This is a genomic window from Herbaspirillum sp. SJZ107 (assembly GCF_006715485.1).
GTDB lineage: Bacteria > Pseudomonadota > Gammaproteobacteria > Burkholderiales > Burkholderiaceae_D > Telluria.
Genome location: NZ_VFNH01000001.1, coordinates 495,452 through 517,901 on the forward strand (window position 1 = coordinate 495,452; position 22,450 = coordinate 517,901).

A 22,450-nucleotide genomic window follows, 5' to 3' on the forward strand; every position below is an offset into this window, starting at 1 on the left:
AGCCTGAGTCTACCGGGAGCGACCATGAATTCACCGATTCTCAACACCGTATCTGCCGGCCTTGCAGCCGACCTCGCCGACGGCGAAGCCTTCGATACCCGCATGGGCGCGCTGCTGCTCGACGCCGGCAAGCTGACGCCGGAAGACTTCGAGCGCGTGCTGCGCATGCAGAACGAAACCGGCATCCGCTTCGGCGAAGCGGCGGTGCGGCTCGGCCTGGTTGGCGAGGACGACATCCAGCAGGTGCTGGCGCGCCAGTTCGGCTATCCGTATCTGCAGAAAGGGCAGGCCGGCCTGTCGCCCAAACTGGTCGCCGCCTACCAGCCGTTTTCGCCCCAGGTCGAAGCGCTGCGCGCGATCCGCAGCCAGCTGATGCTGCGCTGGTTCGCGCGTGGGCGGCGGGCGCTCGCCATCGTCGGCGTCGATCCGGACGACGGCGCCGCGCTGTTCGCGGCCAACCTCGCCATCGTGTTCTCGCAACTGGGTGAGCAGACCCTGCTGGTGGACGCCAACCTGCGCGCGCCGCGCCAGCAGGATGCGTTCGCGCTCAAGCCGCGCCAGGGCCTGTCGGACCTGCTGGCGGGACGCGCCGGCTTCGACGCGATCGCGCGCGTGCCGGCCTTCGCCGACCTGTCCGTGCTGCCGGCCGGGACGCTGCCGCCGAATCCGCAGGAATTGCTGGCGCGCGACGGGTTCCGCAACCTGCATACCCAGCTCGAAAACCACTACGACGTGGTGCTATATGACATGGCGCCGTTCCAGGTCGGGGTCGACGCCGTGGCGGTGGCCAGCCGTGCCGGCGGTGCGCTGCTGGTCACGCGCAAGAACCACACCCGGATCGCGCACATCGGCCGCGCCGCTGACCAGCTGCGCGATGCCGGCTGCGAGGTGCTCGGCTCGGTGGTGATGGAGTTCTGATGGACACCCACGTGCGTCCGGGCGCGCGCTCCGGACCGTCTCTCGAGCCGGTGCGCCAGGCCGGCGCGCCGCCGCTGCGCATCGCCGACCTCGGCCCCATGCTGCGCGCCGCGCTGCCCGACTGGTGGCCGGTGCTGGCTGGCCTGGCGCTGCTGTTCGTGCCGACCTTCATCAGCCTGTTCAGCGGCGCCTGGATCAGCGAAGAGCAGGGCCACGGCCCGATCATCTTCGGCCTGGCGCTGTGGCTGGTCTACCGCAAATGGCCCACGGTGCTGGCCGTATCGGCACCAGCCGCCGCCGGTGCCAGGCGCGGCAGCCGCAGCGGCTGGGCCGTGCTGGCGCTCGGCCTGGCAGCCTACCTGCTGGGGCGCTCGCAGCAGATCCTGATGCTCGAGATCGGTGCCATCATCCTGGTGACGGCGGCGGTGCTGCTGGTCAAGCAGGGCGCGGCGGCGCTGCGCGTGCTGTGGTTCCCGTTCTTCTTCATGCTGTTCATGGTGCCGCTGCCGGCCGAGTTCGTGGCCATGGTCACGATGCCGATGAAGAAGGCGGTGTCCTGGGCCACCGAGCACCTGCTGTTCGCCGCCGGCTACCCGATCAGCCGCGCCGGCGTGATCCTGCAGATCGGCCAGTACCAGCTGCTGGTGGCCGATGCCTGCGCCGGCCTGCAGACCCTGCTGACGCTGGAAGCGCTCGGCCTGTTCTACCTGAACCTGATGCGCCATCCCTCGGCGATCCGCAACATCGGTCTGGCGATCTTCATCGTGCCGATCTCGTTCTCGGCCAACGTGATCCGCGTGATCGTGCTGACCCTGATCACGTATTACTTCGGCGACGCCGCCGGGCAGGGCTTCCTGCACGGCTTCGCCGGCATGGTGCTGTTCGTCACGGCGCTGCTGCTGATCCTGGCGGTCGACAGCCTGCTGCAATGGAGCCTGCGGCGGCGGGCAGGCGCGCCGCCGCCGCGCACGCGGGAGGGCGCATGACGCCCGGCTTTTTCGCCAGCCTGGTGCTGGGCGCATCGATGGCCGCCACCTCGGTGCTGACCCTGGCGCTGACGCCGACCCACAAGGTGGCCGCCAGCCGCGCGCAGTTCACGCTGGAACGGCTGGTGCCGACACGTTTCGGCAACTGGCACATCGACGACAGCGTGCTGCCCTTGAGTCCAGACCCGGGCCAGAAGGCCCAGCTCGACGCGCTGTACGACCAGACCCTGGCGCGCACCTACGTCAACGATGCCGGCCAGCGCGTGATGCTGTCGATCGCCTACGGCGGCGACCAGAGCAAGCAGCTGCAGCTGCACCTGCCCGAAGTGTGCTACGTGGCCCAGGGTTTCGCGATGCTGCAGGAACACGGCGGCCGGCTCGCGACCCGCTTCGGCACGGTGCCGGTGAAACGCCTGGTGGCGCGCCAGAACGCGCGCAACGAACCGATCACGTACTGGGTGACGATCGGCGACCGGGCGGTGATGTCCGGCGTCGACCAGAAACTCCAGCGCCTGGCATACGGCCTGAGCGGCAGGATCCCGGACGGCATGCTGGTGCGCGTCTCGACCATCGACCTTGACGCCGGCGCTGCCTGGAAGGTGCAGGACCGCTTCGTCAACGAGATGCTCGATGCGCTGCCCGCGCGCGACCGTGTCCGCCTGCTGGGCGCGGTCACCGCCGCCGCCGGACCCAACTGAGCCGGCTGAACCGCCATGCAGAACTTCCTGCTCTATTTCTATACCTCGCTGCCCTTCGTCGCCGTGGCGCTGCTGTCGGTACTGGCGGTCATCGGCATCGGCATCGGCATGGTGCGTCCGCGCTACCTGGCTTATTTGTATCTGGCGGTGTTCTTCTGGGCCAATTCGACCAGCTACGGCTCGCTCTCGCTGCTGGTCTCGGCCGGCATCTACAGCCGCGGCTCGGGCCTGCTGTTCTTCCCGCTGCTGCTGTGGTGCATGCTGGGGGCATGGCTGTGCGCGCGCGTCTCGGCCAGCTTCCGCGGCCAGCCGGCGTCGCCCTGCAACCTGCGTCCCTGGTTCATGGCATGGGCGCTGCTGCTGGGCGCCCACGTGGCGGTGGCCACGTTTTCCAGCGTGCCGCTGGCGCGCGCGCTGGCGCCCTCGGGCTTTTCCAACATCGTCTGGATGGCGCCGCTGGTGTCGCTGCTGCTGCTGTCCTTCCGCACGCCCGAGGCGGCGCTGGCGCTGTCGCGCTTCATCCTGCTGGCCGGGCTCGGCCGCGCGCTGTTCGGCCTGGTGCGCTGGGCCGCGTTCGGGGGCGACCCCAACAACGTGTATGCGAACATGAATGCGATCAAGATCAAGCTGACCTTTTTCGACATCAACGACAGCCTGCTGTGCACGCTCGCCTTTGCGATCGCCGCGGTCAACCTGTTCCAGGCCGCGCGGCGCCGGCGCGCTCCGTTCTGGACCGCGCTCGACTGGACCACGCTGGCCGCCACCGCTGCCTGCATCGTGCTGTCCTACCGGCGCAGCGCCTGGATCGGCTTCGTACTCGCCTGCATCGTGGTCATGCTGCGCTGTGCGCCGCGGCGGCGCCTGCACATCGCGCTCGTGGGGCTGCCGCTGCTGGCCCTCGGCGTGCTGGCGGCGGCGTTGCGGCGCCTGGGCCAGACCAAGGGCGCCGGCAGCGGCCTGTCGAGCCTGTTCTACGACATGGAATCGCGCCGCTTCGGCGCCGAGAGCGAACGCGTGCTCGAGCTGAAACTGGCGCTCGGCGATTTCATCTCGCACCTGTTCACCGGCATCGGCAGCTGGGGCCGCTATACGGGCTACCAGCACATTTCCTGGCAGACCGGCCAGGATGCCGGCCTGTTCCTGCACAGCGGCGTACTCCACATCGCGCTCAAGGCCGGGCTGCCGGGCCTGGTCCTGCTGGGCGGCACGATCTGGGCCTTCTGCGCCTTCGTGCGCCCCGCGCTGCGGACCCTGTCGACGCTGGCGCCCGAACTGCTGGGCCTGGCCACGGCAGGTGCCGCCGGCCTCGCCTTCATGCTGCCCGACCTCCTGATCGGCACCCCGTTCCCGCAGACGCGCACGACCCAGATGCTGGCGCTGTGCCTGGCCTTGCCCTACGTGGCGATGGCGGCCCGGCGCGCCGGGCCAGCCGCGCGTCCCGCCGGCATGCCTGCAGCGGCGCATACGCAGGTGCTGCCGCACCGCACCAGCCCGGCAGGCGTGCCGGCCCATGCGCGCAGCCCATGAAACTCGACATCGTCCGCAACGCCGCCGCCAACCTGTGCGGCGCCCTGGTCCCGGCCATCGTGGCGCTGGCCACGGTGCCGCTGGTGGTGCGCCAGCTGGGCGACGCCGGCTATGGCGTGTATTCGCTGGTGACCGCCATCGTCGGCTATTTCGCCGTGATCGACATCAACGTCACCGCGGGCTCCGTCAAATATATCGCCCAGTTCAATGCCAGGCGCGACCAGGCGCGCATCGACGAGACCGTGTTCTTCGGCTTGTCCGTGTATGCGCTGCTGGGCCTGCTCGGCGGCCTGGCGCTGTTCGGCGGCGCCGGCTTCTTCGTGACCCGCCTGTTCGCCGTGCCGGCCGCGCTGGAAGGGGAGGCGGTGGCGACGCTGCGGCTGGCCGCGCTCGGCTTCTTTCTCGGCCAGCTGCAGAGTTACCTGAACAGCATCCCGCAGGCGCTGATGCGCTACGACGTCAGCAGCCGCATCGAGATGCTGTTCGGCACCGGCGTGCCGCTGCTGACGGTGGGCGTGCTGCTGCTCGGCTACGGCCTGTTCGAAGTGATCCTGGTACGGGTGCTGGCCAGCGCCGCCAACTGCCTGATCCTGTGGCGCTGGATCCGGCGCCTGCTGCCGCGGCTGGCCTGGCGCCGTCCCGGCGCCGCGGTCCGGGGTGACCTGCTGCGCTTCTCCAGCTACGCTTTCCTCAGCCGTTTCGCAACGATGTCGTATGCCTATGCCGACAAGCTGATCATCGGGGCGCTGGTCGGCGTCACCGGGCTGGCCTATTTCACGGTGGCGTCGACGCTGGCCAACCGCGTGCTCGGCCTGACGTACCGGCTGTCCGGCGTGTTCTTCCCGGCCGCCAGCGCGCTGGCGGCGCTGGGCGAGATCGACCACCTCAAACGCCTGTACCTGAAGGCCAGCCGCTATGTCGTGTTCGTCAATGCCTCGGTGCTGCTGCTGGTCGCGGTATTCGCTTACCCCATCCTGTACTACTGGATGGAGCCGCGCTTTGCCCGCGCCGGCCACGTGATCCTCGCCGTGATGGCGCTGTCGCAATTCATCGATTCCCTGACCAGCCTGCCGTCGCTGGTGAACGACGGCATGGGCCACCCGCGCTATTCCGGCCTGTTCGCCTTGGGCCGTGCGGCGTTCGGCTTGCTGGTCGTGTATCTTGGCGTGGCGGGCTGGGGTATCGATGGCGCGGCCTGGGGGCATTTGCTTGCTTCCAGCCTGCTGACCTGCGCCTTCCTGCTGGCGGTGCATGGCAGGACGGTGCCGGCGCGCCTGGGCGAGCTGGTGCGCAGCGCCTATCTGCCGGGCATGGCCGGGGTCGCGCTGGTGGCGCTGGGCGCGCACGCCGGCCAGCGCCTGGTCAACGGCCCCCGCGATGCCGCGCTACTGGTACTGCTGACCTGCACTCTGCTGCTGGCCTACGGCGGCCTGTTCGTCATCGACAGGGGCGACCGCGAGCGGGCCTGGGGTCGTGTCAAAGGATTATTGTCGTTGAGGAAGACGGTGTGAAGATCCTGATGGTGTCGGAAGATCTGCCGGGGTCCCAGGTCGGGGGACTGGGCAAGCATGTGGTGACCTTGTCGAATGCCTTGCTGGAAGCCGGGCACGAGGTCGATATCCTGGGGCGCAGCGACCGTTTCCACGAGGACAGTGCGCGTGAGATTGGTTTCAAGGGGCGCCTGCTGCCCGGCTTCGGTTTTTCCCGGCCCGGCTGGAAGGAAACGCAGCTGGGCTTTTTCAACCCGGTCAAGCGTCCCTGGTTCGCGCGCAACATCGCGCGCGCCCTGCTGCAGCGGGCCGACCGCTACGATGTCGTGCATTACCACGGCCACCTGCCGATGGCCGGGCGCTACGTGCCGGCGCACGTGAATTTCGTGCAGACCCGCCACGACCAGGGCAGCGAGTGCGTGATCCACGTGCGCTTCAAGGAAAACCACGTGTGCACGGCGCTCGACGCGCGCGACTGCGCGGCCTGCATCCATCCGTTGCCGAACACGCTGCGGCGTTCGGTGTCCGGAATGGCGGTGCGGCGCTACCGTGCCGAAACGGCGACCTCGTTCGCGCGCCACAAGACCATCTTCGTCTCGGACTTCCTGCGCCGCGCCTTCCTGCGCGCGGTGCCGGACGCCGACCTGTCGCGCGCCAGCGTGATCCACAACTTCATCAGCTATCCCTACCTGAAGGCCAGGGCGGCAGCGGCAGGGGAGGTCCAGGCGGGCAAGGTGCTGCTGGTCGGCCGCCTCGATGCCGGCAAGGGCTTCGGCGAGTTCCTGGCCCAGGTACAGGGCTGGCTGCCGGCGCATGCACGCGTGCGCATCGTCGGCGACGGGCCGCAGCGCGCGCAGCTGGAACAGCGCTTTGCCGGGCCGCAGGTCGAATTCCTCGGGTGGCAGCCCTACGACGAGGTGATCCGCATGTCGGCGCGCAGCCACGTGCTGGTCATTCCGTCGGTGTGGGAAGAGCCTTGCGGTACCACCGTGCTGGAAGCCCTGGCCCTGGGCAAGCAGTGCCTGGCGCTGGCGCGCGGCGGCACGCCGGAACTGGCGGCCTATCAATATTACGCGGGCCAGCTGCAGCTGGCCGAAACCATGCCGCGCCTGGTCGAGCGGCTGGCCGAGGCGCTGCAGCGTCCGCCGGTGACGGTGGCGCTGCCCGCCGCCTTCCCGATGGACGTAGGCAACGCGCTGCCGCGCATCCTCGACGTCTACGAGGCATGACATGAACGCCAGGCCGGCCTTTTCCATCGTCACCTGCACCTGGAACAGCGCCGCCACCCTGGCCGACACGCTGGCGTCGGTGCAGCGCCAGACCTGGCGCGAGATCGAACACATCTTCGTCGATGGCGGCTCGAGCGACGCCACGCTCGACATGATCGCTGCCTACCCCGGCCGCAAGCGCGTGCTGCACGATGTCCGCGGCGGCATCAGCCGCGCCATGAACCGCGGCATCGAAGCCGCCAGCGGCGAGTTCGTCGCTCACCTGCATGCCGACGATTACTACCTGGGCGACGACGTGCTGGCGCTGGTGGCCGAACGCTTCGCCAGCGCGCGCGCGGAATGGGTGTTCGGCACCATCCAGGTGCTGAAGGAGGGCGCCCTGGTGCCGCCCTGGCCGCTGCGGCCGTTCAGCTTCCGTGCCCTGGCCTCGGGCCATGCCTCGGTGCCGCATCCGGCGGTGTTCATCCGCCGCCGCATGTTCGAGCGGGTCGGCATGTTCGACGAAAGCCTGCGGTACGCGATGGACATCGACCTGTGGCTGCGCCTGGGCCGGATCGCGCCGCCGGCCACCGTCGACCGGCCGCTGGCGGTGTTCCGCGAGCACGCCGGCAGCGTCTCGTCCGCCAACAAGGTCAAGGCGCGCCAGGAAGAATTCCGGGTCCGGCGCCGCTACCTGCGCCAGGCGCCGCTGGCGTTCGCCATCTACTGCCTGCGTTACCTCAAGCGCATGCGCAGGCTGCGTGCCGAAGCCGCCGCCCGATCGGCATATTGACATCGGCCGCTGTGCATACACGCATTGCATGATTGACAGCATTGCCAAATTGTCCTGTTAGTTTCCAGACTATCTTTCCAGTCAAGGAAGAGGCTTTAGCTGCCTGCAAATGGTCGCGCTAAAAGTTAACTTCCAGTATCAAAAAATGTTGCTGGGAAACTGAAAAATCGTTGATTCCTAAGGGAATTTTTCCGCAATTCAATTGATATGCGGTACGATTAATGCGTCATGCATAGCGCTTTTCACTCTTCAAAAAAGCGCGGCAACGCAATACGGTCCCGACGACATTGCCGGGCTGTCCCTGGAAGTCCTGTCACTATTTCTCGGAGCATCAACATGAAATTTCATCGGAAAGGCATCGCCTTTGCAGTTGCCATGGCCTCGCTGACCTGCTCGTTCAGCGCGCATGCCGACTGGGCGCGGTCCACCGATCCCCTCGTCGTCCAGCCGAATCCCGAAAATTCCACGGTGCAGGCGCAGAATCCGCCGAGCTTCTTCTGGTCGCGCTATCCGACCGGGCCGGCCAGCTACGATATCGAGATCACCCCGGCCGGTGGCGCACCGCTGAAGGCCACCGTCGACCGCAACTGGTACCTGCCGAGCAAGGCGCTGGCGCTCGGCAACTACAGCTGGCGCGTGCGCCCGAGCGGTTCCAGCGACTGGTCGAGCGTGCGCACCTTCTCGATCACCAGCAAGTCGACCGTGTTCGAAGTCCCGGACAACGCCACCCTGCGTGCGCGCATCCAGGCCAAGGCGCGCCCGCGTTCGCTGCCGCCGTCGTTCACCGCGTATTCGACCTGGAACACGGCCAAGAAGAACGACCTCGAACCCTACCTGAGCCGCCTCTCGAACGAGATCAAGGCGCAGATCACGGTGCTGCCCGACCTGTCGGACGCGCGCTGGCCGGTGGCGATCCTGACCCCGCTGACCGCCGCCATGGCCTCGCAGCAGACCGACGTGCGCACCCGCATCAACGAAGCCACGCGCCAGCTGGAAGCGGCCGCGCTGCTGTGGCGCGCCAGGAAGGATCCGGTATTCCTGAACGAAGCCCTCAAGCGCGGCGACCAGCTGGCGGCGCTGAATCCCGCCGGGCCGACCAGCTACGCCAGCCAGGACCAGGCCACGCGCCAGATCGCGCTGTCGCTGATCAAGGCGGTCGATTTCCTGGCCGGCGACCTCGATGCCGGCCGCAAGGCGCGCTGGCTGGAAAACGTGCGCATCCGTTCCGAAGAAATCTACGGCAACCTGGCCGGCGACAATGGCCGCCTCGACCAGTTCCCCTTCGATTCGCACGGCAACACCGCGATGGTGTTCATGGCGCTGATCTCGACCCTGGCGCTGGGCGACATCCCGGATGCCCAGCGCTGGTTCGACTTCTCGTTCCGTGCCTATGTCAACAACCCGTCCCCATGGTCGGGTCCGGAAGGCGGCTATGCCAACGGCACCGCCTACGGCGAGTACGCCGCCGGCTACATGGTGGCGTTGTGGGACCCGATGGTGCAGGTCACCGGCGTCAACATGTACCTGAAACCCTGGACCCAGGGCTTCCTCGACTTCGCCACCCAGTTCATTCCGCCGGGCGCGAAGGCCCATGCCTTCGGCGACGCTTCCGAAACCAAGCCGGATCCGCGCGTGTTCCGCGCCTTCGCCAACCGCATGCCGACGCCGCGCGCGGCCTGGTACATCGCCAACCTGGGCGGCGGCCTCGAAGATGCGCTGTCGGTGCTGGAAGCGCCGTACCCGATGCCGGTGGCCGCTGCCGCGGCCGCGAAAACCCCGCCGTCGAACTCGGCCTACTACCCGAGCATCGGCTGGGTCGCCATGCACAGCGACATCGGCAATACCGCGCGCACCTCGTTCTATTTCAAGTCCAGCCCCTACGGCTCGTTCAACCACAGCCACGGCGACCAGAACGGTTTGCTGCTGACGGTGGCCGGCCAGCCGCTGCTGGTCAAGGCCGGCTGGTACGACTGGTACGGCTCGCCGCTGTGGAACGACTGGTACCACCAGACCCGTTCGCAGAACGCCATCACCTTCGACGGCGGCAAGGGCCAGCTGGTCGACGGCTACCGCGAGCAGCTGCAGCGCAGCGGCCGCATCACCGGCTTCTCGGCCCAGTCGGGCTACGACTATGCCGAAGGCGATGCGACCCCGTCGTATGGCGGCCAGCTGACGATGGCCAAGCGCCAGATCTGGTACCTGCACAAGCAGGATGCGATGCTGGTGCGCGACAGGCTGGCGGCGGTGGTGGCGCATACCTACGAGTTCAACGTGCATGCGCCGGTGGCGATGAACGTGGAAAGCCCGTCGAGCGTGCAGATCGCGCTCAACGGCCAGTCGGTCTGCCTGCGCGACCTGAACGGCAACGCCTCCTTCGCCAAATGGAGCGGCCCGGCGCCCAAGGCCGGCGTCGTCGAAGACCATGGCGCGTTCTACCTCAAGAACGACGGCAAGTCGACCGCCGAGTTCCTGGTGCTGCTCGACGTCGGCTGCAAGCGGCCGGCGGTCAAGGTCGCCGGCTCGGGCAGCGCGCGCACGGTGACGGTGGGCAACCAGACGGTCAACCTCAACTGATTTCCCCGACGTAGCTGCAAACCGGAATCCTCCACGGGCGCATACCCGTGGAGGATTTTTTTCAAGCCCGCGCATTAAGCGCCGCGCAAGCAATGTGCATAAAGGCCAGGCTAGAATCGACGCGCCTATTGCCGATTCTGCAAGGACGCCATGCCCGGTCAGTCCATCCCGATTGCCTTTGTCGTCGCCTATATCGTGCGCGACGCGCTGCCGCCCAGCCGTGCCGACGTGCTGACCCTGTTCGGCACCGAAATGCCGCGCTACGGCGTCGCCACCGAGCTGGTGGGGCAGGGCGGCGGCCAGGCACCTGGGGCGCCGTGGCCGGCCGGCGGCATGCACGTGGTCGGCACGCTGCGCAGCCGCTTCGCCAGCGTCTGCTCGCCGCTGTGGGACCTGCTCGGCCTGCTGCGGGCGCGGCGCAGCCGGCGCCCGGACTGCATCCAGGTGCGCGACAAGATCGCCAGCGGCCTGCTGGGACGGCTGGCCGCCTGGCTGCTGCGCGTGCCGTTCCTATACTGGATGTCCTTTCCCATCGTCGAAGGCTTCGAGGCGAGGCGCGACGACATCCGGCCTGCGCGCGGCGCCGGTGCCGGGGCCTGGGCCTGGGCGGTCTGGGCTGCGCACGCCCTGCGCGCCCGTGCCTCGCGCATCGTCCTCTATCGCTGGGTGCTGCCCGGCGCCCGCCACATCTTCGTGCAGAGCGAGGCGATGGCCGACTGGCTGGCCGCCCGCGGCTTGCCGCGCGCGCGCATGACGGCGGTGCCGATGGGCGTCGACGCGCGCCTGCTCGAGCGTTCCCGCATCGCGCCGGCGGCGGATACCCGCCTGGAAGGGCGCCGGGTCGTGCTCTACCTCGGCAGCGTGGCGCGGGCGCGCCGTTCGGATTTCCTGCTCGACGTTGTCGAGGTGTTGCGGCGCGACCTGCCGCAGGTCCTGCTGGTGATCGCCGGCGACGCCGCGTCAAGCGATGAAATGGCCTGGATGCGGCAGCTCATCGGCGCGCGCGGTCTGGCACAGCACGTCCTGCTCACCGGCTGGCTACCCCGGGAGCAGGCCCTGGGCTACGCGCTGCGGGCCGAAGTCGGGCTGTCGCCGATCCCGCGCGGCACCCTGTTCGACGTGTCCTCGCCCACCAAGCTGGTGGAATACCTGGCGCTGGGGCTGCCGGGCGTGGCCAACGACATTCCTGACCAGAAACGCGTCATCGAAGAGAGTGGCGCCGGCCTGTGCGTACCGATGGAAGCAGAGGCATTTGCCGCCGCCGTGTTGTATTTACTGGGCGATCGCGGTGCAGCACAACAGTGTAGCGAACGTGGTCCAGCGTACGTAAGAAGCCATCGGACCTATGCTATTCTCGGCAGAAATGTTGCTTTAACGTACAAAAAAATCCTGGCCAGGCAAAGCTGACGATGTCGATATCGCATGCCTGCCGGTGCCGCCGCGCCCCAAACGGAAATCGGTGTTCGTCGCTGCCGCAAAGACAACAGAAACGTGAATTGTGCGCGGGCGGCGAATTTCATGATGTATGATCGAAACATTGTGCCTTTTATAAGAGCGTGTGCTTTGTTACAACGAGCCAAGTCAGAAACGCCGAGGGTACTGATGGTCGGCACCACGCCCGAAGGCAAGGGCGGGGTCGCGACGGTGGTATCGGTGCTGCGCAGCCATGGCTTGTTCGAACGTGAAGCGGTGCGCTATGTATCGACCCACGTCCAGGCCCGGCACGGCGCCAAGGCGGTGCATGCGCTGGCCGGCATGGGACGCATCCTGCTGGCCTGCGTGCGCGAGCACCCGGCCGTGGTGCACGTCCACGTGGCGTCGCGCGCCAGTTTCCTGCGCAAGTCGCTGGTACTGCTGATGGCGCGGATGAGCGGCAGCAAGACGATTTTCCACCTGCACGGCGCCGAGTTCCGCGAATTCGCCACGCAGGAAGCGGGACGGCTGCTGCGGCGCTGGATCCGCCACACGCTGGAACGCAGCTCGGTCGTGATCGCGCTGTCGGAGAGCTGGGCCCAGTTCTTGCGTGCTTTTGCGCCGGGCGCCAGGGTGGCGGTGGTGCCGAATGCGGTGCCGCTGCCGGACCAGGCCGCGCTGGCGCCCGGCGAAGCCGGCCGCGTGCTGTTCCTGGGGCGGATCGAGGCGGGCAAGGGCATCCATGAACTGCTGGCGGCGGGCGCCGCACTGGCACCCGGGTTCCCGGCGCTGCGCCTGGTGTTCGGCGGCGAAGGCGACCGCCAGGGCGTACGCCGCCGCGCGGCCGAGCTGGGCATCGCCGAACGCGTGGAGCTGCCCGGCTGGATCGATGCGCAGGCGCGCGGCGCCGAACTGGCCAGGGCCAGCGTGTTCTGCCTGCCGTCGCATGCCGAGGGCTTGCCGATGGCCCTGCTGGAAGCGATGGCGGCGCGCAAGGCGGTGGTCGCCAGCAGCGTCGGCGGCGTGCCGGAAGCGCTGCGCGACGGCGACAACGGCATGCTGGTGCCGCCGCGCGACAGCGCCGCGCTGGCCGCCGCGCTGGCCAGGGTATTGGGCGATGCCGCCCTGCGTACGCGCCTGGGCAACCGGGCGCGCGCCACCATCGAGCAGCATTACTCAACCGAGGTGATGTGCGGAAAACTGTCCGCCATCTACCGTGAACTGGCAGGGGCATGACAATGCGGGAAGCGACAGGGATGGTCTGGTGGGTCAACCGCTTGCGCTGCATGTCGGTGGCAGAGGTCGGCTACCGCATCCAGCAGGCGGCAGCCAAGGGCGTGGCGAAGCGCATGCCCAGCCGCGCCACGCCGCCGCTGCCGCGCGCGCGCAGCTTCGCCCGCAGCCTGGACATCGAGGGTGCCCCGCCGCTGTCGCAGCACGAACGCGAGGTCCTGCTGGCCGATGCCGACAGCATCTGTGCCGGCCACGTGGTGCTGTTCGCCAACCGCCGCTTCGACGTCGGCATGCCCCCGGTCTGGAACCGCGACCCGGACAGCGGCGTCCTCGGCCCGGCCATCTATGCCGGCGACATCGACATCCGCAACCGCGAACTGGTCGGCGACATCAAGCACGTGTGGGAACTGAACCGCCACCTGCACCTGGTGCGCCTGGCGCAGGCCTGGAGCGTGACCCGCGACGTGGCCTGGCTGCACGCGCTGCACCAGCAGCTGCGCAGCTGGCTCGACCAGTGCCCGGCGCGGACCGGTCCCAACTGGACCAGCTCGCTCGAACTGGGCATCCGCCTGATCAACTGGGGCCTGGTGTGGGAACTGATCGGCGGCGAGGCCAGCGGCCTGTTCGCCGGCGACGACGGCCAGCGCCTGCGCGCCGACTGGCTCGATTCGATCCACGCCCACTGCAGCAGCATCGCGCGCCACCTGTCGCGCCACTCGTCGGCCAACAACCACCTGATCGGCGAACTGGCCGGCCTGTATGTCGGCGCCTCGATCTGGCCCTGCTGGAAATCCTCGAACGACTGGCTGGAACAGGCGCGCAGCGAGCTCGAGCACGAAGCGCAGGCCCAGTTCTCGCGCGACGGCGTCAACCGCGAGCAGGCCTTCGCCTACCACATCTTTTCGTCGGAATTCCTGTTCGTGGCCGGCCTGGTCGGCCAGGCCTGCAACCACCCGTTCTCGCGCGCCTACTGGACCAGCCTGCAGCGCAGCCTGCGTTTCCTGCGCTCGGTGCGCGACGTCGGCGGCCACGTGCCGATGGTCGGCGATGCCGACGACGGCATCGTGTTCCGCCTGGACGAGGCCGGCAGCGACCGCACGGCCCAGCTGCTGGCGCTGGGCGATGCCGTGCTGCGTCCGCCCGAACCGCCCTATTTACAGCAGCAACATGCGCCGCAACAGGCGCCCCGGCATGCCGGCGTGCGCTGGCTGCTGCACGCGCTGCCCGGCAAGCTCCCCGAGTGCGATCCGCACGAATCCGATACCGGCTGGGCCTTCCCGGACGGCGGCTACCTGCTGTTCGGCTCGCATTTCGGCGAAGCCGACGAGATCAAGGGCATGGTCGATTGCGGCCCGCTCGGCTACCTCGGCATCGCCGCCCACGGCCACGCCGATGCGCTGTCCCTGAGCCTGTCAATCGGCGGCGAAGAATGCCTGGTCGACCCCGGCACCTATTCGTATGGGCAGGAGCGCAAGTGGCGCGATTATTTCCGCGGCACCTCGGCCCACAACACGGTACGCATCGACGGCGCCGACCAGTCGCTGTCGGGCGGACCTTTCATGTGGCTCAAGAAAGCGAACGCCCAGATCGAGCGCATGCCGCAGTCGCCGCACGAATTCGACTTCCGCGGTTCGCACGACGGCTACGAGCGCCTGGCCGATCCGGTGCGCCACATGCGCAGCGTGCGTTTCGACGCCGCCAGCGCGACCCTGGTGGTGCGCGACGAAATCGCGGCCAAGAAACATCACCAGGTCGAGCTGTTCTGGCATTTTGCGCCAGGCCTGAACGTGCGCCTGAACAGTTCCGGCCTGCACGTGCGCGGCAAGCGCTTCGCCCTGCAGATGCAGGCGCAGGGCGCCGACCTCAGTCTGGAATTGGTTCACGGCAATGAAAATCCACCGCTCGGCTGGGTCTCGCGCAGCTACGAATCGAAGCAGGCGTGCGACGTGCTCAAGATCAGCACCGTATCGTCCGCCGTTCCAGTCGAGTGCAGGTTTACAATAACGTTTTTTTAACAGTCGGGATCGGGAATCGTTTCAACAGGCGCAAGTGCGCATGGGGCAGGTTTTCGGGAAAGGAGGGTAGTCATGCTGATATATCTTGTCGCGGGTGCGCGCCCCAATTTCATGAAGATCGCCCCCATCGTGCGTGCGCTGCAGGCGCAGCCGCAGCAGCAGGCAGCGCCGCATTCCCCTAAAGCACTGTCGTACAAGATCGTCCATACCGGCCAGCACTACGACCGCGACATGAACGCCGTCTTCTTCGAGGAACTCGGCATCCCGGCGCCGGACGTGTCGCTGGCGGCCGGCAGCGGCAGCCATGCCCAGCAGACCGCCAGGATCATGACCGGCTTCGAGGGGTTGTGCCTGGCCGAGCGTCCCGACGCGGTGCTGGTGGTGGGCGACGTGAATTCCACGCTGGCCTGCTCGATCGTCGCCAAGAAGCTGCAGATCCCGGTGGCCCACGTCGAGGCCGGCCTGCGCTCCGGCGACATGTCGATGCCCGAGGAAATCAACCGCCTGGTCACCGACAGCATCGCCGACTGGTTCTTCGTGACCGAGCCGTCCGCCGTCGGGCACCTGCGCCGCGAAGGCAAGCCGGAGGCTGCCATCCATCACGTCGGCCACGTGATGGTCGACAACCTGCTGTACCAGGCCGACAAGCTGGCGCGCGAGGGCGGCAGCTTCGAGACCAGCGGCTGGAAGGCCGGCTGCCGCGCCGCGGGCCAACGCTACGGCGTGGTGACCCTGCACCGGCCGGGCAATGTCGATGCCGCCGCAACCTTTGCGCGCATCGCCGCTGCCCTGAACGCCATCGCGCAGGAATTGCCGCTGATCTTCCCGGTGCACCCGCGCACCGGCGCGCGCCTGCGCGAGTTCGGCATCGACCTCGGCCCCGGCGTCACCCTGGCCGGGCCGCAGCCCTACATGGCCTTCCTCGACCTGTGGAAGGATGCGGCCGTGGTCCTCACCGACAGCGGCGGCCTGCAGGAAGAAACCACGGCGCTGGGCGTGCCCTGCGTCACGCTGCGCGACAACACCGAGCGCCCGGTGACGGTAGAAGAGGGGTCCAACGTGCTGGCCGGCAGCGACCCGGACGCGATCCTGGCGCACGTGCAGGCGATCCTGCGCGGCGAGGGCAAGCGCGGGCGCCGGCCGCAGCTGTGGGACGGCCATGCGGCCGAGCGCATCGTCGCCGTGTTGGCCGATGAGCTGGCCGATGAACCGGCCGAGGCGGCGCCATGAACCCCGACCGGATCACGCTGATGGGCTGCGGCATCGACAACCTGACGATGGAAGAGACGCTGCACACGATCGAAGGCTTCATCGCCAGCGGCACGCCGCACCAGCACGTGGCGATCAACGTCGACAAGCTTGTCAAGGCCAGCCGCGATCCCGCGCTGCAGCGCATCATCAACGACTGCGCGCTGGTGAATGTCGACGGCATGCCGGTGGTGTGGGCGGCGCGCCTGCTCGGCAAGCCGCTCAAGGAACGCGTGGCCGGCGTCGACCTGTTCGAGGCGTTGATGCGGCGCGCCGCGGCCAGGGGCTGGCGCGTGTTCCTGTTCGGCGCCCGCGACGAGGTGGTGCGCGAGGTGGCAGCGACCTACCAGCACAAGTATCCGCAGCTGGTGCTGGCGGGCTGGCGCAACGGCTACTGGCAGGGCGAGGCGGAAGAAGCGCAGGCGGCGCTGCAGATCCGCGACGCCCACCCCGACCTGCTGTTCGTGGCGATCAGTTCGCCGAAAAAAGAGCAGTTCCTCGGCCGCTGGCAGGCCGAGATGAAGGTGCCGTTCGCGATGGGCGTGGGCGGCACCTTCGACGTGGCGATCGGCCGCGTCAAGCGTGCCCCGCTGTGGATGCAGAAGGCGGGGCTGGAATGGTTTTACCGGTTTTTGCAGGAACCGCGCCGGATGTTCCGCCGTTATTTCATCGATGACATGGCGTTCGTCTGGTTATTGATTAAAGAAGCCGCGCGGCGTTGATGCGCGGTGACCGAAACAGGGTTAATAACAACAATCGCCAGCCCCAAGGCATGGCGACGGCAACTTTTAAAGAAAGAAGCGTATTCATGAAAATTCTCGTTACTGGCGGCATGGGCTATATCGGTTCGCACACGGTGGTGGAACTGCAGAACGCCGGCTACGACGTGGTGGTGTTCGACAATCTCTACAACGCCGATCCGGCGGTGCAGGAACGCGTGCAGCGCATCACGGGCAAGACCTTCGATTTCGTCGAAGGCGACATCCGCGACCGCGCGGCCATGGAAGCGGTGTTCTCGGCGCACAAGATCGACGCCGTGATCCACTTTGCTGGCCTGAAGGCGGTCGGCGAATCGGTGGCGCAGCCGCTGCGCTACTACGACAACAACGTCTACGGCAGCGTGGCGCTGTTCGAGACGATGGCCAAGGCCGGCTGCAAGACGCTGGTGTTCTCCTCGTCCGCCACCGTCTACGGCGACCCGGCCTCGGTGCCGATCAAGGAAGATTTCCCGCTGTCGGCCACCAACCCGTACGGCCGCAGCAAGCTGATGATCGAAGAGATCCTGCGCGACGTCTTCAAGTCCGATCCGACCTGGCGCATCGCGCTGCTGCGCTACTTCAACCCGGTAGGCGCCCATGAAAGCGGCCTGATCGGCGAAGAGCCGAACGGCATCCCGAACAACCTGGTGCCCTACATCGCCCAGGTCGCCAACGGCCAGCGCGAAAAGCTGTCGGTGTTCGGCGGCGACTACCCGACCAAGGACGGCACCGGCGAACGCGACTACATCCACGTGGTCGACCTGGCCATCGGCCACGTCAAGACCCTCGACAAGCTGGCCCAGGGCGACGGCCTGGTCACCTACAACCTCGGCACCGGCAAGGGCAACAGCGTGCTGGAAATGATCCACGCCTTCGAGCAGGCCTGCGGCAAGCCGATCCCGTACCAGATCGTCGACCGCCGCCCCGGCGACATCGCCAAGTGCTACGCTGACCCGACCCATGCGCGCGAAGAGCTGGGCTGGACCGCCGAGCGCAATGTCGACCAGATGTGCGCCGATTCCTGGCGCTACCAGATTACCCAAAAATGAAGAGATAAGGACAGCAACATGAAAGCAATGATTCTCGCAGCAGGCAAAGGCACCCGCGTACGTCCACTGACCTACGACCTTCCGAAACCGATGATCCCGGTGCTGGGCAAGCCGGTCATGGCTTACCTGATCGAGCACCTGGCCAAGAACGGCGTGACCGAGATCATGGTCAACGTGGCCCACCTGCACGAAAAGATCGAGGATTACTTCGGCGAGGGCGAGCAGTTCGGCGTCCAGATCGGCTACTCCTTCGAAGGCTATACCAAGGAAGACGGCGAAGTGGTGGCGGTGCCGATCGGCTCGGCCGGCGGCATGAAGAAGATCCAGGAATTCGGCGGCTTCTTCGACGATACCGCGATCGTGCTGTGCGGCGACGCCCTGATCGACCTCGACCTGAAGGCGGCCCTGCTCGAGCACCGCCGCAAGGGTGCCATGGCCACCGTGATCACCAAGGAAGTGCCTTGGGACAAAGTGTCGAGCTACGGCGTGGTGGTCACCGACAAGGAAGGCCGCATCACCCAGTTCCAGGAAAAGCCGAAGCAGGAAGAGGCGCTGTCGAACTTCATCAGCACCGGCATCTACATCTTCGAGCCGGAAGTCCTGAACCTGATCCCGTCGGGCGTCGAGTTCGACATCGGCTCCCAGCTGTTCCCGCTGCTGGTCGAGAAGGGCCTGCCGTTCTATGCCCAGGGCCGCCCGTTCAACTGGCTCGACATCGGCAGCGTCAGCGATTACTGGGAAGTGCTGCAGAACGTGCTGACCGGCGAAGTCAACCACATGGACGTGCCCGGCATCCAGATCGAACCGGGATTGTGGACCGGCCTGAATACCAGCATCGACTGGGAAGGCACCACCATCAAGGGCCCGGTCTACATCGGTTCCGGCGTCAAGGTCGAAGCCGGCTCGACCATCATCGGCCCGACCTGGATCGGCCACGGCAGCCATATCTGCGAAGGGGCTGAAGTCGTCCGCAGCGTGCTTTTCGAGTACACTCGGGTACTGAATGATGTCACCTTGCATGAAATGATCGTGTTCAAGGATTACAGCATCGACCGTGCCGGCCAGATGAAGCATTCGTCCGAATACAGCTCCGACGAATGGCTGAACGCCCGCGACCGTCGCCGCAGCCGCCGCAAGGAAATCGCCGACGAGACAGACAACAACGTGGAAAAGGCCAGTGCATGAAGATTTACCCAGTCATCCTCTCCGGCGGCGCCGGTACCCGCCTCTGGCCGCTCTCGCGCGCGGTCATGCCGAAGCAGCTGCTGCCGCTGGTCACGGACAAGACCATGCTGCAGGAAACTGCCTTGCGGGTGCGCGGCTGGCCGGAAGTGATGGCGCCGCTGATCGTGTGCGGCAACGAGCACCGCTTCCTGGTGGCCGAGCAGCTGCGTGACATCGGGATCACCCCGCATGGCATCCTGCTCGAGCCGGCCGGCCGCAACACGGCCCCGGCCGTGGCGGCCGCCGCCCAGTACCTGAAGGCCCAGGATCCCGACGCCGTCATGCTGGTGCTGCCGGCCGACCACGTGATCGAGAAGAACGAAGCCTTCCGCGTGGCGGTCGAGCGCGCCTACAGGCTGGTGCAGGACGGGTCGCTGGCGACCTTCGGCATCGTGCCGGGGGCGCCGGAAACCGGCTACGGCTATATCAAGCGCGGCGAGCCGCTGGCGGGCTGCGACGATTGCTACAAGATCGAGCGCTTCGTCGAAAAGCCCGACCGCAGCACGGCCGAAGCCTTCGTCGCCGACGGCGGCTTCTACTGGAACAGCGGCATGTTCATGTTCCGTGCCGACCGCTTCCTGGACGAAATCGCCCAGCACGCGCCGCAGATCGCCGCTGCGGCCGAGGGCGCGGTGCGCGACGCCTACCGCGACCTCGACTTCTGCCGCCTCGACGAAGCCGCCTTCTCGGACAGCCCGTCGGACTCGATCGATTATGCGGTGATGGAACATACGCGCGACGGCGTCGTGGTATCGAGCGACATCGGCTGGAGCGACGTCGGTTCGTGGTCGGCGCTGGCCGACGTGCAGACCAAGGACGCCAACGGCAACGTGCAGCGCGGCGACGTCTACCTCGACAACACCAGCAACACGCTGGTGCGCGCCGAGAGCCGTATCGTCGCCGTGGTCGGCGTGCAGGACCTGGTCGTGGTGGAAACCAACGATGCCGTGCTGGTCGCGCACAAGGACCAGGTACAGCGCGTCAAGAACGTGGTCGACCACCTCAAGGTGCAGGCCCGTACCGAGCACCTGCACCACACGCGCGTCTACCGTCCGTGGGGCTACTACGAAGGCATCGATTCGGGCGACCGCTTCCAGGTCAAGCGCATCACGGTCAAGCCGGGCGAGAAGCTGTCGCTGCAGATGCACCACCACCGTGCCGAGCACTGGATCGTGGTGTCGGGTACGGCGCGCGTGACCTGCGGCGACAAGACCATCCTGCTGGCCGAGAACGAGTCGACCTACATCCCGCTGGGCACCACCCACCGCCTGGAAAACCCGGGCAAGCTGCCGCTGCACCTGATCGAGGTGCAGTCGGGCAGTTACCTGGGTGAAGACGATATCGTCCGCTTCGAGGATATCTACCAGCGCGCCTGATCCTGGCACAGGACGCGCATCCGCATGGGGGCCGGCATTTGCCGGCCTTTTTTTCGCACATTTGCCGCGCTCATTTGCCCCAGCCTACCGTGTGGATGGGCCCATGCATACGGCCTACAATGCCTCGACGAGTCTCCATCCATTCCCAGGAGGACGCCATGAAGACGATCGTTGCGGCACTCGCATTCACGCTGGCGGCCGGCAGCCCGCTGTTGAGCACCGAGGCGTCGGCCCAGACCGCCACCGCGCCGAGGCTGCTTGACGAGGGCAGGTACGGCCAGCTCGAACGCTGGCTCGGCGCCGGCGAACTGAATCTCACCAATGTGTATACCCGGCAGGCCGGCGACACCTCGGCCCAGTTCCATGCCGGCGCCGACGGCGAAGGTCCGACCTTCACCCTGCTCGAAGTCACCAACACCGCCGGCAACACCTACCTGGTGGGCGGCTACAACCCGCAAAGCTGGGCGGCGGACGAGGGCTGGCACGAAACCATCCGCGATGCGCAGCGCACGGCCTTCCTGTTCAATTTCACGGTGCCGGCCGTGTACCGGCAGATCCTGTCCGGCTACATCCTGCCCAGCCAGGGCCAGCGCCAGACCTTCAACGAAATGGAATTCGGCCCGGTGTTCGGCTCCGGCCCCGACCTGTTCGTCAACGACCGCCTCGACACCGCGCTGTCCTGGCAACTCAGCTACGGCAACCCGCTCGACGAACGCCTCAGCATCATCGACCGCAGCATGAACGGCGAGACGGTGCGCGTCGACGCGCTGGAAATCTATGCGATCGCGCCGGTGCCCGAGCCGGCGGCCTGGACGATGCTGCTGGCCGGGATCGGGGCGGCGGGCGCGCTTGTGCGCCTGGCACGCAAACGCGGGGAGGGCATGCCGGCGTAATTGCCCGATGACCATGGCGCGCATCGTCGCCGGTCTTGCCATCGCGCTCGTGGGCGCGCCGGCCGGCGCCCAGCCGGCCACCGCCCTGCAATCCGGCCAGCTGGCCATCGTCATCAACGATGCCGACCCGCACAGCGTTGCCGTCGGCGCCTACTACCGCCAGCGCCGCAACATCCCCACGGCCAACGTGGTGCACGTGCGCATCCCGGGCAAACCGCATGCGCTCGACCCGGCACGTTTCCAGCTGCTGAAGCAGCAGATCGACGCCGGGCTCGGCCCCGATGTGCAGGCGGTGCTGATGATCTGGACCGCACCCTACCGGGTCGCCTGCAACGGCATCACCGCCGCCTACACGCTCGGCTACGACGCCGCCCAGTGCGCCCGCACCTGCGCCCCCGGCCAGCCCAGCGCCTATTTCAATGCCGCGACGCGGCGCCCGTTCAGCGAGCTGAACATGCGGCTGTCGATGCTGCTGCCGACCGAATCGGTGGCGCAGGCCAGGGCGCTGATCGACCGCGGTACCGCAGCCGGGTTCCGGACGCTGCCGGCCACCGCCTATTACCTGGCGACGTCGGACAGCGCACGCAACACGCGCGCTGCCTTCTTTCCGGCGCCGGGCCGGATCGCGGCGCGCCGGCTGAACACGCGCACCCTGCGCACCGATGCGCTCGAGGGCGCGCGCGACATCCTGATCTACCAGACCGGCAAGGCCGCAGTCGACAAGCTCGACACGCTGGACTTCGTGCCCGGCGCACTGGCCGACCACCTGACCTCGTTCGGCGGCGACCTGCTCGACAGCGCAAGCCATGCCGGTCAGATGAGCAGCCTGCGCTGGCTGGAGGCCGGGGCCACCGCCAGCTACGGCACCGTCAGCGAACCCTGCAACTACTGGCAGAAGTTCCCCAATCCATCGGTGTTGTTCAAAAACTACGTCCAGGGCAACAGCGCCATCGAAGCCTACTGGAAGAGCGTGGCCTGGCCGGCCCAGGGACTTTTCATAGGGGAACCGCTGGCCGCACCCTACGCCCGGCGCTGAGCACAATCTGC

General features: G+C 67.4%; 18 protein-coding genes. All 18 read left to right on the forward strand.

The window, feature by feature from the left end:
• Positions 1-24 precede the first annotated feature (24 nt).
• Positions 25-918: a chain length determinant protein tyrosine kinase EpsG gene (gene epsG, locus FBX97_RS02230; RefSeq protein WP_141828621.1), complete on the forward strand. Its 894-nt coding sequence runs from the start codon at positions 25-27 to the stop codon at positions 916-918.
• On the forward strand, positions 918-1,904 hold the full coding sequence (gene xrtB / locus FBX97_RS02235; protein WP_370457117.1) for an exosortase B: 987 nt from the start codon (positions 918-920) through the stop codon (positions 1,902-1,904). Before epsG ends, xrtB begins: the two co-directional genes overlap by 1 nt.
• The gene (gene epsI / locus FBX97_RS02240; RefSeq protein ID WP_141828622.1) at positions 1,901-2,602 is read left to right on the forward strand and encodes an exosortase-associated protein EpsI, B-type; all 702 of its coding nucleotides are present in this window, start codon (positions 1,901-1,903) and stop codon (positions 2,600-2,602) included. The genes xrtB and epsI overlap by 4 nt, the downstream gene beginning before the upstream one ends.
• Before the next feature lie 15 nt (positions 2,603-2,617).
• On the forward strand, positions 2,618-4,129 hold the full coding sequence (locus FBX97_RS02245; RefSeq protein WP_141828623.1) for an O-antigen ligase family protein: 1,512 nt from the start codon (positions 2,618-2,620) through the stop codon (positions 4,127-4,129).
• Positions 4,126-5,640: an oligosaccharide flippase family protein gene (locus FBX97_RS02250; protein WP_141828624.1), complete on the forward strand. Its 1,515-nt coding sequence runs from the start codon at positions 4,126-4,128 to the stop codon at positions 5,638-5,640. Before FBX97_RS02245 ends, FBX97_RS02250 begins: the two co-directional genes overlap by 4 nt.
• Positions 5,637-6,848: a glycosyltransferase family 4 protein gene (locus tag FBX97_RS02255; protein ID WP_255517257.1), complete on the forward strand. Its 1,212-nt coding sequence runs from the start codon at positions 5,637-5,639 to the stop codon at positions 6,846-6,848. The genes FBX97_RS02250 and FBX97_RS02255 overlap by 4 nt, the downstream gene beginning before the upstream one ends.
• Before the next feature lies 1 nt (position 6,849).
• The gene (locus tag FBX97_RS02260; protein WP_141828625.1) at positions 6,850-7,620 is read left to right on the forward strand and encodes a glycosyltransferase family 2 protein; all 771 of its coding nucleotides are present in this window, start codon (positions 6,850-6,852) and stop codon (positions 7,618-7,620) included.
• Positions 7,621-7,956: 336 nt separating this feature from the next.
• The gene (locus FBX97_RS02265; RefSeq protein WP_255517258.1) at positions 7,957-10,194 is read left to right on the forward strand and encodes a heparinase II/III family protein; all 2,238 of its coding nucleotides are present in this window, start codon (positions 7,957-7,959) and stop codon (positions 10,192-10,194) included.
• Between the two features lie 150 nt (positions 10,195-10,344).
• A complete protein-coding gene (locus FBX97_RS02270; protein ID WP_141828626.1) occupies positions 10,345-11,601 on the forward strand; it encodes a glycosyltransferase in 1,257 nt (418 codons plus the stop codon).
• 195 nt (positions 11,602-11,796) lie between these two features.
• Positions 11,797-12,843, forward strand: a complete 1,047-nt coding sequence (locus FBX97_RS02275) for a glycosyltransferase family 4 protein (protein WP_141828627.1) — start codon at positions 11,797-11,799, stop codon at positions 12,841-12,843.
• A gap of 2 nt (positions 12,844-12,845) precedes the next feature.
• Positions 12,846-14,855 (forward strand): alginate lyase family protein, encoded by a 2,010-nt coding sequence (locus tag FBX97_RS02280; RefSeq protein ID WP_255517259.1) that lies wholly within the window; start codon positions 12,846-12,848, stop codon positions 14,853-14,855.
• Positions 14,856-14,927: 72 nt separating this feature from the next.
• Positions 14,928-16,085: a non-hydrolyzing UDP-N-acetylglucosamine 2-epimerase gene (wecB, locus tag FBX97_RS02285; RefSeq protein WP_141828628.1), complete on the forward strand. Its 1,158-nt coding sequence runs from the start codon at positions 14,928-14,930 to the stop codon at positions 16,083-16,085.
• Complete coding sequence (locus FBX97_RS02290; RefSeq protein WP_141828629.1) at positions 16,082-16,825, forward strand: WecB/TagA/CpsF family glycosyltransferase; 744 nt, start codon at positions 16,082-16,084, stop codon at positions 16,823-16,825. Before wecB ends, FBX97_RS02290 begins: the two co-directional genes overlap by 4 nt.
• A gap of 86 nt (positions 16,826-16,911) precedes the next feature.
• Entirely contained in the window at positions 16,912-17,910 is a 999-nt protein-coding gene (gene galE / locus FBX97_RS02295; RefSeq protein ID WP_141828630.1) for a UDP-glucose 4-epimerase GalE, read from the forward strand.
• A gap of 18 nt (positions 17,911-17,928) precedes the next feature.
• On the forward strand, positions 17,929-19,095 hold the full coding sequence (locus FBX97_RS02300; protein ID WP_141828631.1) for a sugar phosphate nucleotidyltransferase: 1,167 nt from the start codon (positions 17,929-17,931) through the stop codon (positions 19,093-19,095).
• Positions 19,092-20,510, forward strand: a complete 1,419-nt coding sequence (locus tag FBX97_RS02305) for a mannose-1-phosphate guanylyltransferase/mannose-6-phosphate isomerase (RefSeq protein WP_141828632.1) — start codon at positions 19,092-19,094, stop codon at positions 20,508-20,510. Before FBX97_RS02300 ends, FBX97_RS02305 begins: the two co-directional genes overlap by 4 nt.
• Positions 20,511-20,668: 158 nt before the next feature.
• A complete protein-coding gene (locus tag FBX97_RS02310) occupies positions 20,669-21,403 on the forward strand; it encodes a PEP_CTERM-anchored TLD domain-containing protein (protein WP_185748442.1) in 735 nt (244 codons plus the stop codon).
• Positions 21,404-21,416: 13 nt separating this feature from the next.
• A complete protein-coding gene (locus tag FBX97_RS02315; RefSeq protein ID WP_255517260.1) occupies positions 21,417-22,439 on the forward strand; it encodes a TIGR03790 family protein in 1,023 nt (340 codons plus the stop codon).
• Positions 22,440-22,450: the final 11 nt, after the last annotated feature.

What these genes read in the sequence shown, in the direction of transcription:
- epsG (WP_141828621.1), top strand. Translation starts at nt 25, where the DNA reads ATGAATTCACCGATTCTCAACACCGTATCTGCCGGCCTTGCAGCCGAC.
- xrtB (WP_370457117.1), top strand. Translation starts at nt 918, where the DNA reads ATGGACACCCACGTGCGTCCGGGCGCGCGCTCCGGACCGTCTCTCGAG.
- epsI (WP_141828622.1), top strand. Translation starts at nt 1,901, where the DNA reads ATGACGCCCGGCTTTTTCGCCAGCCTGGTGCTGGGCGCATCGATGGCC.
- FBX97_RS02245 (WP_141828623.1), top strand. Translation starts at nt 2,618, where the DNA reads ATGCAGAACTTCCTGCTCTATTTCTATACCTCGCTGCCCTTCGTCGCC.
- FBX97_RS02250 (WP_141828624.1), top strand. Translation starts at nt 4,126, where the DNA reads ATGAAACTCGACATCGTCCGCAACGCCGCCGCCAACCTGTGCGGCGCC.
- FBX97_RS02260 (WP_141828625.1), top strand. Translation starts at nt 6,850, where the DNA reads ATGAACGCCAGGCCGGCCTTTTCCATCGTCACCTGCACCTGGAACAGC.
- FBX97_RS02265 (WP_255517258.1), top strand. Translation starts at nt 7,957, where the DNA reads ATGAAATTTCATCGGAAAGGCATCGCCTTTGCAGTTGCCATGGCCTCG.
- FBX97_RS02270 (WP_141828626.1), top strand. Translation starts at nt 10,345, where the DNA reads ATGCCCGGTCAGTCCATCCCGATTGCCTTTGTCGTCGCCTATATCGTG.
- FBX97_RS02275 (WP_141828627.1), top strand. Translation starts at nt 11,797, where the DNA reads ATGGTCGGCACCACGCCCGAAGGCAAGGGCGGGGTCGCGACGGTGGTA.
- FBX97_RS02280 (WP_255517259.1), top strand. Translation starts at nt 12,846, where the DNA reads ATGCGGGAAGCGACAGGGATGGTCTGGTGGGTCAACCGCTTGCGCTGC.
- wecB (WP_141828628.1), top strand. Translation starts at nt 14,928, where the DNA reads ATGCTGATATATCTTGTCGCGGGTGCGCGCCCCAATTTCATGAAGATC.
- FBX97_RS02290 (WP_141828629.1), top strand. Translation starts at nt 16,082, where the DNA reads ATGAACCCCGACCGGATCACGCTGATGGGCTGCGGCATCGACAACCTG.
- galE (WP_141828630.1), top strand. Translation starts at nt 16,912, where the DNA reads ATGAAAATTCTCGTTACTGGCGGCATGGGCTATATCGGTTCGCACACG.
- FBX97_RS02300 (WP_141828631.1), top strand. Translation starts at nt 17,929, where the DNA reads ATGAAAGCAATGATTCTCGCAGCAGGCAAAGGCACCCGCGTACGTCCA.
- FBX97_RS02305 (WP_141828632.1), top strand. Translation starts at nt 19,092, where the DNA reads ATGAAGATTTACCCAGTCATCCTCTCCGGCGGCGCCGGTACCCGCCTC.
- FBX97_RS02310 (WP_185748442.1), top strand. Translation starts at nt 20,669, where the DNA reads ATGAAGACGATCGTTGCGGCACTCGCATTCACGCTGGCGGCCGGCAGC.
- FBX97_RS02315 (WP_255517260.1), top strand. Translation starts at nt 21,417, where the DNA reads ATGGCGCGCATCGTCGCCGGTCTTGCCATCGCGCTCGTGGGCGCGCCG.